At 70.7% G+C, this 12,833-nt stretch carries 10 protein-coding genes; 2 read left to right on the forward strand and 8 right to left on the reverse strand.

Annotation, left to right across the window (positions count from 1 at the left end; translation table 11 throughout):
* On the reverse strand, nucleotides 1-1,092 hold a 1,092-nt coding region (locus tag ETD85_RS52920; protein ID WP_138697440.1), incomplete at its 3' end, for a CehA/McbA family metallohydrolase.
* 255 nt (nucleotides 1,093-1,347) lie between these two features.
* On the opposite strand from ETD85_RS52920, the gene ETD85_RS52925 reads away from it, so the two are divergent.
* Nucleotides 1,348-3,012 carry a hypothetical protein gene (locus ETD85_RS52925; protein ID WP_138697441.1) on the forward strand — a complete coding sequence of 555 codons (1,665 nt, stop codon included), beginning with the start codon at nucleotides 1,348-1,350 and terminating at the stop codon, nucleotides 3,010-3,012.
* 115 nt (nucleotides 3,013-3,127) lie between these two features.
* Here ETD85_RS52925 and ETD85_RS52930 read toward each other — a convergent pair whose 3' ends face one another.
* Genes ETD85_RS52930 through ETD85_RS52960 form a run of 7 tightly spaced genes read right to left on the reverse strand, consistent with a single transcriptional unit; the run spans nucleotide 3,128 to nucleotide 11,095 of the window.
* Nucleotides 3,128-3,796: a hypothetical protein gene (locus ETD85_RS52930; protein ID WP_138697442.1), complete on the reverse strand. Its 669-nt coding sequence runs from the start codon at nucleotides 3,794-3,796 to the stop codon at nucleotides 3,128-3,130.
* 14 nt (nucleotides 3,797-3,810) lie between these two features.
* Nucleotides 3,811-5,421 carry an FAD-dependent oxidoreductase gene (locus ETD85_RS52935; RefSeq protein WP_138697443.1) on the reverse strand — a complete coding sequence of 537 codons (1,611 nt, stop codon included), beginning with the start codon at nucleotides 5,419-5,421 and terminating at the stop codon, nucleotides 3,811-3,813.
* Nucleotides 5,422-6,477 carry a LacI family DNA-binding transcriptional regulator gene (locus ETD85_RS52940; RefSeq protein WP_138697444.1) on the reverse strand — a complete coding sequence of 352 codons (1,056 nt, stop codon included), beginning with the start codon at nucleotides 6,475-6,477 and terminating at the stop codon, nucleotides 5,422-5,424.
* Nucleotides 6,474-7,967: a DUF4127 family protein gene (locus ETD85_RS52945; protein WP_138697445.1), complete on the reverse strand. Its 1,494-nt coding sequence runs from the start codon at nucleotides 7,965-7,967 to the stop codon at nucleotides 6,474-6,476. Before ETD85_RS52945 ends, ETD85_RS52940 begins: the two co-directional genes overlap by 4 nt.
* Nucleotides 7,964-8,833: a carbohydrate ABC transporter permease gene (locus ETD85_RS52950; protein ID WP_138697446.1), complete on the reverse strand. Its 870-nt coding sequence runs from the start codon at nucleotides 8,831-8,833 to the stop codon at nucleotides 7,964-7,966. Before ETD85_RS52950 ends, ETD85_RS52945 begins: the two co-directional genes overlap by 4 nt.
* Complete coding sequence (locus tag ETD85_RS52955) at nucleotides 8,830-9,768, reverse strand: carbohydrate ABC transporter permease (protein ID WP_138697447.1); 939 nt, start codon at nucleotides 9,766-9,768, stop codon at nucleotides 8,830-8,832. The genes ETD85_RS52950 and ETD85_RS52955 overlap by 4 nt, the downstream gene beginning before the upstream one ends.
* 25 nt (nucleotides 9,769-9,793) lie before the next feature.
* The gene (locus ETD85_RS52960; protein WP_170247330.1) at nucleotides 9,794-11,095 is read right to left on the reverse strand and encodes an ABC transporter substrate-binding protein; all 1,302 of its coding nucleotides are present in this window, start codon (nucleotides 11,093-11,095) and stop codon (nucleotides 9,794-9,796) included.
* A gap of 262 nt (nucleotides 11,096-11,357) precedes the next feature.
* On the opposite strand from ETD85_RS52960, the gene ETD85_RS52965 reads away from it, so the two are divergent.
* Nucleotides 11,358-12,725 carry a hypothetical protein gene (locus ETD85_RS52965; RefSeq protein ID WP_138697449.1) on the forward strand — a complete coding sequence of 456 codons (1,368 nt, stop codon included), beginning with the start codon at nucleotides 11,358-11,360 and terminating at the stop codon, nucleotides 12,723-12,725.
* Nucleotides 12,726-12,833: the final 108 nt, after the last annotated feature.

Raw genomic sequence — 12,833 nt, forward strand, 5'->3', positions numbered from 1 at the left:
CCGCCACACCCGGACCCGCCCCCGCCGGAGCGCCTCGACGATGCCGCGCTCGCCGGCCTCTTCGGCGTGCACCACCGTGACCACCTGGCCGAGTGCCTGGCCCGGATCGGCCGGGTCGTGGCAGTCGCTGCCCGCCACGCCGATCACGCGGTGCCCGGCGGTCAGCAGGCGGTCCCACAGGCCGATCTGGGCGTCGTTGTTGGCGCCCTGCTGGAGGTGGGCGATCTCCATGAGGTCGATCCGGTCCCAGGGGGTGTCGAAGCGGCGCCACGCCTGATCGCCGCTGAAGGCGTGATTGACGCACACCAGGCCGCCCTGCTCGTGCACGTCGTCGGCGACGTGCACCATGGTGTGCTCGGGGCGGTCCACGTAGGTGTCCACCCAGCGGGTCAGGCCGTGCAGGTTGGCGTGGCCTCGGTGGCTGGTGAGCTCCATCGAGTGCAGCAGGACGATGCCGTCGTCGCCGTCGAGGTCCTGCCAGTGGGCGGCGGTGAAGTGGTCGGTGACGGCGAGGAAGTCCAGGCCCGCCTCCTTGGCGGCCTTCGCCAGGTCGGCGACCGGCCGGCGCCCGTCGGAGTGGATGGAGTGGCTGTGCAGCTCGCCGCGGTACCAGCGGGGGCCACCGACGACGCCGGCGCCCCTGCCGTCGTCGGGCTCCACCCGCGCCGCCGCGCTCGCCGCCGCTGAGCCCGCCGCCGCGCTCGCCACCACTGAGCCCGCCGCCGCTGCGCTGACCGTCAGCCTGTACGGCGCCGCCGCCTTGTGCCGGTCGAGATCGAGCCGCACCGTCCAGCGACCGGGCGGGATGGGCCCTGGCACGCACCCTGGCGTGGCGCCGTCCGTGCCCACCCGGATCACCAGCCGCCGGGGCCCGGGGCCGCCCGGGCACTGGACGTGGCCGCGGAACGTGCCGTCGGGCTCCAGCAGCACCGCGTAGATCTGGACGACATCGACGATCTTGTCGTACTCCAGCACCAGCTCCAGCTCGGCGGTCCCGGCGGGGACGTCCAGCGGATGGTGCAGGTAGTGCAGGTCGAACGCCGGCTCAGGCAGGGTGGTCTGCACCGAGAGCAACTCGGTCGCCCCGATCATGCGGTGTCCGCCTCCCGTCTGTCGATTCGATGAACGATTTCTATCCATCCGATGAACGACATGTCAACATTTGTTAAGACATTAGGGCAATCTGTTGTATGTTCCCGGGGCGGACCGAAATACGATTGACCAGGGCTTTTGTCGGGCCGGGAAGCCGGACACAGACTTATCGACGGCGCCGGACCTTACGACTCGGGTCTGACGTATGCTTTCGAGATCTGCCGATGAGCGGCGCCGAAGCTCTCAGGGGGCCTGATGCCACGGCGATCTGGGCTGCTGCGCCGGTCAGCGAGCATCGTGGCGGTCGCGCTCGCGGTGTCGGTACAGCCGGCGGCGGCCACAGGCGCCACCGGAGGCCCGGCCAGGGCGGAAGATTTCGTCGTGTACGCGTTCAGCCAGTCGGACGTGCATGAAGAGGACCCGCAGGTCTACGAGCTCGACCCGGACACCACCATCCGCGCGATCGGGAAGTGGTCCACGGCAGGAGACGAGGCAGCCGACTACGACTTCGCGCAGATCGGCCGCTACCACGCCAAGGGCATCACCTTCATGGGCAGCGGCACGGCGAGCGTGATCTTCCCGAAGGACTTCGCCACCGCCGAGATCTTCGACGACATGTCGACGCGCGACGCGAACGGCGATCCGGTGCCCCATGACGAGTTCGGTTTTCCGGAGCCGGCGCGGCGCGGCAACCTCTTCAACCCCAGATACCGCGAATACCTCCTGTCCTGGGCGCGCATCCAGGTGGACGGCGGCGTCGACGGGCTCAACTTCGACGAGATCAACGCCGGATTCAGCGGCGGGTCGAAGTACGGCTTCAACGGCAACGAGGGCTTCGACGACTACGCGATCGCCGACTTCAACCGCTATCTCCTGGCGAAATATCCGACCTTCACCGCCGCGGAATGGAAGTCGCGCTTCGGCATGACCGACGGCAACCTCCTCCGTCGCGACGTGCCGGCCGGCGACCTGGCGGTCAACTTCAACTACCGCGACTACCTGCGGGCGGGCGGCTGGAACCTCGACCCCCTGAACGCGGCGAACCCGCTCGCTCCCGAGTGGGGCCGGGTCGTCGCCAATCGCATGTACGCCGAGGACACGTCGTTCACCGCCACGTACATCCGCCGGTACTGGAAAGAGATCGTTGACGAGATGCGGGCGTACGCCTGGCGCACCCGGCACCGCGGCATTCTCATCTCCTCGAACGGGCTGTGGCCCTACGTGGATCTCAACAGCGTCGGCATGTACCCGTGGAACCCGGACGAGCAGACGCCCGACTTCCGCGGCGCCGACTACGTGCCGGTGGCCGGCGGCCACCTCAACGGCGCCAAGTCGCTCCAGTCGCAGTACCGCTACCTGAAGGAGCGCAGCGCCCGGATCGCGGGCCACGTGCCGGTCGTCGTGTTCATCGACTGGCCGAACGACATGATGACCAGCTACCTCAACCTGCCGCTGGAGGAGAAGAAGGACTACTGGCGGATCTTCGGCGCCGAGGCGTACGCGAACGGCGTCTTCCCCGCCTTCCACCTGAAGGACACCGTCGGCAGCCCCACCGCGACGGACCTCGGGATGATGGACTTCTTCAAGACCTACACCCGCTTCTACAAGGACCATCGCGCGATCTTCAGGGACAACGCGATCGGCGCCGGGGCGGTGCGGGTCGGTGTGGCCGGCGTCGCGGCGAGCCTGCTTGAGCAGCGCGGCACCGGCAGGCGCTCCATCCACCTCGTCAACCACAACTACGACCAGGGCATCGCGCCCCAGCCGAGGTTCGCCGTGCAGGCCGACGTGGGCTCCTGCCCGCGCCGCGTCTCGTTGATCTCGCCAGATCTCCCGTCGCCGAAGTCGCCGGCCTTCTCCTGCCGGCACGGCAAGCTGACGCTGACCGTCGAGCGCCTCGACTACTACAACATCATCTAGCTGTAGCCCGGGTCATTGCGGTGGCCGGCAGGGGCGAAAAGGCGTCTCCCTGCCGGCCACCGCCGTCAAGCTCGCGTGCCTATCCGTGCTCGGCCCGGCTTCCTCCCGGCGGAGGCTAGCGGGCGGCGGCGGCGACGTACGGCGCGATCCGCGTACCGAACTCCGCCGCGTCTGCGCCCGTCACCACGGCCCCCAGCAGCACCGCCGCCGCGCCCGCCTCTTGGAGAAGCGCGAGGTCGTCAGGGAGCAGCGCGTGCTGGCTCGGCACGATGACCGGGATGTCGACCGCCGACGCCACCGCCTCAAGCCTCGCCAGGGTCGCCAGCGTCAGCGGCGTGCCGTACCTCTCGGGTTCGAGCGTGGACAGTTCGAGCGCCCGGCTCCCCCGCCGCGCCAGGGCCCGCGCCTGGGATGGGCCGTCGCCCGGCCCCAGGGCCACCATGGGCGTCACCGGCCCGCACGCCTCGACGTAGCCCGCGGGCGCGTCGGCGGCGTAGACGTCGAAGTAGTCGAAGCCCATCTCCCGCGCCTCGGCCATCTCCGCGAGCGACACCGATCCGGCCGCGCCGACGACGAGGCCCGTCGGGACGCCGACGGCGAGGATGTCGCGCAGCCGCTCACGCTCGGCCGCCAGCGGCCCGAAGGCCGTCCCCGATGCCCGGTGCCGCACGTTCGTGTGCACTTTCAGGCCGTCGGCTCCCGCACGCGACGCCGCCTGCGCGAGAGCGGTCTCGTTGCGCGGCAGACTGACCAGGACGGCCAGCCGCGATTCGGGCAAAAGCATTCGAGAACTCCGCCTCAGTAGTAGGTGACATTCGGCCAGCCCAGCTCCATGCCCTGGCCGGTCATCGAGTTCTGGACCTCGGCCAGCAAGCCCGGCGTCGCGGTGACCTGCTGCGGCTCGGTGTCGCGGGTCACGCAGAACGCCGCCAGGTGGCCGGCCGCCTCGCCCACGGTCCACTCGACCGGGTGGAGCCGGTAGCACCCGTTGGTGATGTGCGTGGTGCTGATGTTCTTGCCGGCGGCGATCACGTTCCGCACGCGCTCGGGAACCAGCGCGCGCATCGGGACCTGGAACGGCCAGGCCGGTACGTCGATGTAGTTGTCCCCGCCGGTCGAGGGGTGCAGGTCGATCCGGTACGAGCCGACGCCGACGCTGTCGTGGTAGGAGACGGCCCCGTCGGGGCGTACGGCCACCGCCAGGTCCTGCTCCACGATCCGGTACTGCCCGCGGATCCGCCGCGACTCCCTGATGTACGGGCGCATCGCCAGGCCGTCGGCGGTGCCGGTGACGTCGGGACGCAGCCGCAGGCCGGGCCAGCCGGAGCCGCCGTCGGGCCGGGGCGCCTCGGCCTGCAGCCAGTAGAGGAAGCTCAGGCTCTGCGCCCGCGCCGCGGCGGTGTGGGCCGCGTTCTGCTCGTCGGTGCCGCCGATGATCGGCCCGCCCAGGTAGTCGATCATCGGCCAGTTCACGATGGTGATGTCGCTGTCGAACGCGCCCGCCCGGAAATGGTTGCGGGCCAGGATCCGCCGGAACGTCCACAGCTCGTCCGACCCCGGGTCCTTGCTCTGGTCGGCGATGATGCCCGTCGGGTCGTCGTCGGGGTTCGGGGTGAAGACGTAGCGCCGGGGTTCCAGCGTGTGCGGGTGCGGGGCGACCCAGCCGAACTGGGGGCCGTGCCACCACTCGGGAGCCACCGCCCGCCAGGCGGCGTAGTCGTCCGGCTTGTCGATCGTGTGGTTCTCCCCCGCGTGGTGCGAGAGCGCGAAGCACACCGACACCGCCTGCATGTTGTCCGGCCGCGCGGTCGCCGCGGCGTGCGGCTCGCCCGTGTCGGCCTGCGACTCGGCGCCGGTCACGAACTCGGTGCCGGTGATCGGCAGCACGTCCCCGGCCTCCGTGGCGTCCAGGACGAACCTGGCCGTGACGGTGACGTCGCCGCCCGTCTCCAGGTCGTGGAACCCCATCGCCGTCACGCGGTCGCCGTCGACCTGGGCGGTCGCCGGGACGTGCCGGCGCAGCACGGTGATCTGCCCGGCCGCCTGCCACGGGGCGAGCATGGCGTCGATCACCGCCAGGGCCGCCCGCGGCTCGTGGCACAGCGGGCCGACCCGGCCGGCGCCGGGGTTCAGGTGCGCCAGCGACCTCGACGCGGACCGCAGCGGGTACCCGCTGCGGTAGTACTCACGGATGCCGTCGCGTAGCCGCCGGTAACTCGCGGTGCTGCCGAACGCCTCGATCCAGGGATGTTCGTCGGGCGGGACGAGCTGCGTCGTGAGCTGGCCACCCAGCCAGGTCGTCTCCTCGGTGAGCACCACCTGCGCGCCGTTCCTGGCCGCGGCCAGCGCGGCCGCGACGCCGCCCAACCCCCCACCGACCACCAGTACGTCTGCGCGGAACTCGGTCACTCATGATTCCTTTCGATTCGGGCCGCTGGTCTGTCCAGCGGCGAAGGCGCATGACAGCGCGACGGCCTGCGGCTCGATCTCTTCCTCCGACTCGAGCTGCCGGACCAGCAGCTCGACCGCGCGCATCCCCATTTCCCGCCCCGGTATCCGGAAGCAGGTGAGCTCCGGACCCGGTACGTCGTCCGGCGGGTCGCTGAGCGCGGCCACCGAGCACGCGCCGGGCACGTCTACGCCCATCTCGCCGAGGAGGTCGATCAGCCGGAGCGCGACCACCGACTCGTGGGCGATGAACGCGGTGGCGCCGGCCGCCAGCAGCCGCCGTACCTCGTCGGCCGACGGCCCCTCCTCCTTGCGGACCGACAGGACGAGCCCGTCGCTGTCGAGCCCGTGCCGGCTCCGGGCGGCCCAGAACCCGGCGTCACGGTCGGCGGACGGCTCGCTCGGGTCCGCCGCAGTCAGGTAGGCGATGCGCTCGTGCCCGAGGCCCACCAGGTGGTCGACGACCTCCCCGGTCGCGGTCGCGTAGTCCGCGGTGACGTAGGTGATGGGCCCGGGCACGTCACGACGGCCGATCAGCGCGAACCTGAACCCCTCGTCCCGCAGCCGGACGATGTCGTCCCGGTTGGTCTCCTTGCCGAGCAGCACGCACCCGTCGGCGAGCCCCAGCCGGTTGACGCCGTCGCGGTAGATCGACCTGCTGCCGTCCGAGCCGGTGGCGCTGGTGAACATCAGCATGTCGTAGCCGAGCGCCTCGGCCGCGGCCTCGATCCCCACCAGGAACGGGTAGTAGAAGTTGTGATGGTCCATCGGGAACATCGACTCGAACGTGTAGACACCGACCAGGCGGTTCATCCCCCCGGCCAGGCTGCGCGCCACCGGATCGACGACGTAGCCCAGGGATCGCGCCACCTCTATGACGTGCTGCCGGGTCTCCGGGGGGATCCGGATGGTGTCCGACTCCCGGCCGTTGATCACTATGGAGACCGTGGTCTGCGAGACGCCGGCCACCTTGGCGATGTCGGACTGGCGCGGCCTGCGGCGGGGTGCATCCTTCACCGGCGATCGTTCCCTTCCTCAAGGTGCTGCAACTCAAAGGAAATCTCGAACGGACGATCCCACGGGAAGCACACGCTGCCGGGCACAACGCGAAACTTGTCGGCAGGCGGGCCGAGATCCGCGAGCAGGTCGCCCAGCTCCCGCTCCACCAGGTCCGGCCGGAGGGCCGTCCCGGCGGCGAGAACCCCGCGCCGCGCGGAGGTCTGGTATCCCCAGTCGTCGAGCAGACGGTGGGTGAGGGTGCGGGCGTGCTCGGCCAGCTGCCGCTCGCCGGCGGCCAGCAGCCGGCTGCACCCCTGGGCCAGCGCGCTGCCGATCGTGTTGCCCGCGGTGTTCCAGGCCGCGTACCCGGCCAGGCTCCGGAGCAGGCCGGCGTCGCGCAACGCCATGACCAGCGCGGGGTCGGCGCCGTTCGCGTCGGCGACGTCCGCCACCGCGACCGTGCGCCCCGCGTCCAGCAGGTCGCGCACCCGTCCGGCGAGGCGCACGGCATCGCCGCCCGGCCGCTCCGGCTGCTCCGGCCCGGAGCACCAGTCGCGCGGGGGCAGGCCCGGCGGGTGCACCGCGAGCACCAGGTCGGCCTGGGCGGCGTCCTCGACCAGGACCGCGCCGATGGCGGCGACCTGGTCGGCGATCGTGTCGCGGACGGGCACGTCCTCGTACGCCGCGATCCGCCCGAGCGCGTCCGGGTCTAGGGCGGCGACGGCCACCCTCGGGCGCAGGCCGGCGTGCTCCAGCGCGGCCCGCGTGGCCAGCACGGCACCGGCCTCGTCGGCTCCCGGGAGGCAGCTGACCCGGTCGCCCAGGCCGAGGCGGCCGATCCAGGCCGCCAGCCACTCCCGTTCGCTCGTGGACACGCTCTCGACCGTGCTGTCCTCCACCAGGATCGACAGCGTGTCGACGACTCCTTCCGCCACCAGCTCGACGCAGGCCAGCTGCATGGCGTGCAGGCGCATCCGCCGGGTGAAGAAGTCAGCGACGAACGGCTCGGGGATCTGCGCCCTGGCGTCCGCCACCGCGGCCGGGCGCCCGTGCTCGGCCCGGTAGAGCTCCTCGGACAGGGCGAAGAAGCGCCGGCCGTGCCGGTCCCAGTACTCCGGCTCGGCCCCGGCGCCGTCGGACTTCCTGGTCCGCATCAGCGTCACGAAGGCGTGGACGGGAAGTTCCGGCCGGGCCGCCCGGATCCGGCGCAGCACGTCCAGGCGGGCCAGCGTCCGGGCCAGCGGCTCGGTGGTGCGCCGCGAGGCGACGAATCCGCCAAAGGCGAGCTGGTTGACGCTGACCACGACGGCGTCGCTGTCGCCGGCGGCCTCCTCCAGCCACCGGGCCGTGCCGTCCATGTCCGCGGGCACGCCACGTGCCGGCAGGAGCCCGGCCGGCGGGAGCCGCAGCCGGGTTCCGGCGGTGCCGGCCAGCCCGGCGACGTGGCCGGTGTTCACCGGCCGGTCGTCGAGCGGGAGCAGCGTCACGACCGGTCCGCTGTGCCTCATCCCTTCACCCCTCCCGCGCCCAGCCCCTGTACGAAGTGCCGCTGACCCGCGACGAAGATCACCAATACGGGGACGATCGCGAGGAACGTCCCGGCCATCAGCGGGCCGTACTGGGTCACGCCGCTGCCCGCGAACGAGCTGAGCGCCAGCGGCAACGTCTGCATCTGCGGCGACGACACCGCCACCAGCGGCCACAGGAAGTCCTCCCAGGCGCCGGTGAAGGAGAGGATGGCGATGGTGGCCACGATCGGCCGGGCCAGCGGCAGGTAGATCTGCCAGAAGATGCGCAGCTCTCCGGCGCCGTCCAGCCGGCCGGCCTCCGCCAGCTCGCCCGGCATGTCGAGGAAGTACTGGCGGGCGAGGTAGATGTTCAGCGGCTGCACCAGCATCGGCAGCACGAGCCCGACGTGCGAGTCAAGCAGGCCGGTGCCGCCCTGGCCGAGCAGGTCGTTGCCGCCGGCCAGCGGGAAGCCCTTGACGATGAGGAACAGCGGGATCAGCTGCACGATGGACGGCACCATGGCGCTGCCCAGCACCGTGGTGAACAGCAGGCGCGACCCGCGGAAGTCGATCCGCGCCAGCGCGTAGCCCGCCGCCGTCGCCGCGACGCAGTTCCCCGCGACCGTGAGCGTCGCCACGATCAGGCTGTTGGCCATCGCCCCTGGGATGTTCGTGGAGTTCCAGATGAAGGCGAAGTTGTCCAGCGTCGGCTGGTCGGGCAGCAGCTTCGGCGGGTAGCTGAACACCTCGGTCTTCGGCTTGAAGGCCAGCGACACCATCCAGACGAACGGCATCGCCACCAGCAGGGTGACCACCCCGGTGAGGAGCGTCCTGCGCCGGCCGGTCCCGCTCGTTCGCGCGCTCATCGCCGGCCTCCTCTCGCCATCGTGCGGATGCTGAGGTAGGCCAGGCCGAAGATCAGGCAGAACAGCAGGAACGCCATGGCGCTGGCGTTGCCGAGCTGGTAGTGCTCGAACGCCTCGTTGTAGATCAGCATGTTCAGGACGGTCGTGGAGGACAGCGGGCCTCCGGAGGTCAGGACGTAGATCTCGGAGAAGGACTGGGCGAGGTAGATGAGGTCGACCACGACCACGTACGTCGTGATCGGCACGAGCAGCGGCAGGATCACGTGCCGCAGCGTCCGCCAGCGCCCGCAGCCGTCCACGGACGCGGCCTCCAGCAGCGAGACCGGGACTGCCTGGAGCCCCGCCAGGAAGATGATCATGCTGCCTCCGAGCGCCTTCCAGGCCCGCATCCCGATCAGCGACACCAGGGCGGTGTCCTCGTCGGTGAGGAAGTCCACCGGTGGCAGCCCGACCAGATCCAGCAGGTAGTTGAACAGCCCGTCGTGGGAGTACAGCCACAGCCAGATCATGCTCACCGCCACCAGCGGCACCACACGCGGCAGGTAGAGCACCGCACGGAACAGGGCCACACCCGGAAACCGGCCGTTGACCAGGAGCGCCAGGGCGAGGGCGGCCGGCACGGCCAGGATCAGCGTGCCGAAGGAGTACTGGACGGTGATCCAGATGGCGTGCCAGAACTCGCCGGACTGGAGCACGGCGAGGTAGCCGTCCAGGCCGTGGAACTTGGGCCCGCCGCGCTCGACGGGGTTGTACGAGGTCAGGCTCAGGTAGAAGCCGTACCCGATCGGGATGATCGTGACCAGCGACAGCGCGAGGGCGGCGGGCAGGACCAGGAGCCAGCCCGCTCTGCGCTGGGCCGAGTGGAGCGGGCTCCGCCTCGGGCGGCGCACCTCGGCCCGGGGAGACGCTCCTGGCGGCCGGGTCTCAGTAATCATGACGAGATCCGTTCGAGTCGGCCCATCAGCCCTGCTTCGCCAGGCCCGCGGCCTCCGACGCCGCGCGGTCGAGCGCCTCACCGGCGGGCGTCTTGCCGCGCAGCACGGCCTCGATCTCCTTGGCCAGCACCTCGCGCTGCTGCGTCCACGTCTCGACGTTGGGGTTGCCGCGGAACTGGGCGGCGGCGTCCATGTAGGGCTTGATGTACGGCTGGGCGGAGAGCTCGGGGTCGGTGGCCAGGGAGGCGCGCGCCGGGATGCCGCCGACGGCCTGGACGTACGCCTTGGCGTTCGCCGGCTGGAGCAGGAACTCGATGAACTCCCACGCCTGGTCCTTGTGGCCGGAGTCGGCGCTGATGAACAGCCCGTTGCCGGCTCCGCCGAACGACGCCGCGGTGGTGTCCTTCAGCGGCGGGGCCAGCTTGATCTTCGCGGCGACGTCGGGAGCCTGCTCGTGGATGCTCTTCAGCGTCGCCTCGTCGATCACGGCCATGGCCGCGCGGCCGGTGACCAGCGGGTGCTGCGCCCCCGCCCCGCTCGTCGCCTCGCCCAGGCCGGTGGCCACCGCCTTCGGGCCGTTGTAGAACTCGGCGAGGAACCCGAGCGCGCGCTTGCCCGCCTCGGAGTTCCAGGTGATCTTCGTGCCGCTCTCGTCGGCGAAGCTCCCGCCGGCCTGGAACAGGAAGCTGCCGAACGCCTGCGACATGCTCGTCGGGTCGTCGGCGGGGAAGATCACGCCGGAGCGGGTGATGGAGTCGCCGTCGCGGACGACGAGCCGGTCCGCCGCCGAGCGCAGGTCCTGCCACGTCGCGGGCGGGGTGGCCGGGTCGAGGCCCGCCTCCTGGAACAGGTCGGTACGGTAGGCCAGCAGGTGGCCGAAGCCGCGCAGCGGCATGATGATCTGCTTGCCGCCCACCTTGCCCTGGTCGAGGAACGTCAGGTCCGACACGTCCTTGGCAGGCATCTTGGCGAGGTAGTCGTCCAGCGCGATCACCCGGTTGTTGGCGGCGTATCCGGCCGCCGCGGCGTTGCCGTGCCCGAAGACGTCAGGCGCGGTGCCGCCGGCGAAGGCGGTCGACAGCCGCGTGGCCAGGTTGGCCCAGTCGACGAACTCGACCTGGACGTCGACCTTGTGCTCCGCCTCGAACGCGGGGACCAGCTTCTCGTTCACCCACGAGACCTCCTCGGCGAGATTGCCGGGGAACCAGACCCGCAGAGTGTTCGCGTCACCGCCGGAGCCACCGCTGCCGGCCGCGGTGCCGCCGCCGCATCCGCTCAGAACCATGACCGCGATGAGACCGGCCGCCAGGCGCGATTTAGTGATCATCTGTACCTCCTCAAGGGCTGCCCCCGGCTCGATAATGCGCATCATCATGATGGTGATGCGCATTATCGGTCAAGACCAGATCTTGACAGGTGGACGATCAGCTCGAAACACTGGCCGAACTTGCAGCGGTGATAATGCGCAACATCAGAAGAGGAGGGACCATCTCGTGGTTCCCGCTCCCCGAGCAGCTCGCTCGGACAAATCACACGCCACTCCCCATATCGTGACAAATCGCCGACGCCCTAGCGCCCGGCTGTGGGTGATGAGCCTCGCGGCGGTGGCGGTGCTCGCTCCCGCCACCACGGCCGGCGCGTCGGCCCTTGAGCACAACCCGCCCCGCCCCGTGGGCATCAGCAACATCGTCGGAACGCCGATCCCCCCGCAGGCCAGGCCGGAGAACCACCCGCGCTTCGTCGCGCAGTTCCACGTCGAGATCGACAACTCCACCGGCGGCGCCGTCGAGCACGTCGCGCTGGACGGCACGCGGACGGTGCTCGGACACGTGCAGCGGCCGGCGACCGGCACCGTCAAGGCCGACGACGGTTTCTGGGCCTCGAAGTACTCGCGCGCCATCGACGGCACTGCGGGCCACCTGCTCGCCACGTCCGTCTACGTGCTGCGTTCCAAGGTCTGGCCGGAGGAGAGCTACGACCCGCTGCGCTACGACAACTTCGACCCGGCCACCGGCGTGCGCGACTGGACCACCAAGCTGCTCAACGTCCGCCCGGACCGGTTCATCGGCGCCGACTGGGGCAACTGGTCGGCCGACACCATCTACACCGACATCCAGGGCGGCTCGGGGATCTTCGGCGGGAAGAGCTCGCTGCCCACCGGCGCGCCGCTGTCCTACTTCGACGAGACGAAGCAGGCCTGGCTCCCCATCGCCGAGCACTTCCGCGCCAACCCGGACGCGGCTCCCCCGCAGAAGCTGCGCTTCACCGCCTACAAGCCCCTGGTACGCAACGCCGCGCCGACCACTCTCGAGTTCGAGAACTGGGCCGCGGGTGACACGGTCGCGGGGAAGACGCACGACAGGAACGGCGGGATCTATGTCGGCTACGCCCGGGGCGAGAAGCGCCGGATCGCCGACGTCGTCCAGCGGGTCCAGGGCACCGGGCGCTTCGGCGGCACGGAGTTCGCCCACATCGGCCAGATGGACACCAACCACCCCGGCGCGATGACCTTCGCGACCTCGCCGTACGACGGGTTCAGCTGGGACGAGAACGTCCGCGGCGGCTTCCAGATCGTCCCCGCGAACCACGTGAAGTTCCTCAGCAACAACCTCAACCAGAACTCGTTCATGGGCCGGCCCCAGTGGCTCATCGTCGGCCCGATCGGCGCCGACCCGAAGCGGCTGTTCGACGAGCGGTACATCATCGACGGCAAGACCTCCTTCTCCCCCGGCTGGGAGGCGATCGCGCCGGTGTTCGGCATGTACGCCCGCACCACGTTCGACCCGGCCAACCTCGATGAGTCCACCTACTTCGAGGTCTCCTACGACTACGGCGAGACCTGGCAGCTGAGCCCGGAGTTCACCGGAGTGCACGACCCCAGCACCTGCCAGGCGGCGAACTGCCCGCAGAACTGGACCAACATCCGGGTCCACCTCGTCTACCCCGAAGGCCCCTGAGCGATCGCCGGCCCGCCGACCACGCGGCCGGCGGGCCGGCGCCGCGCACCCGGACCACCCGGGCGGCGGGCCGGCGCCGTCCACCCGGACCCTGGCTCTTATACACAT

The sequence above is a fragment of the Nonomuraea zeae genome, from assembly GCF_005889725.1.
GTDB lineage: Bacteria > Actinomycetota > Actinomycetes > Streptosporangiales > Streptosporangiaceae > Nonomuraea > Nonomuraea zeae.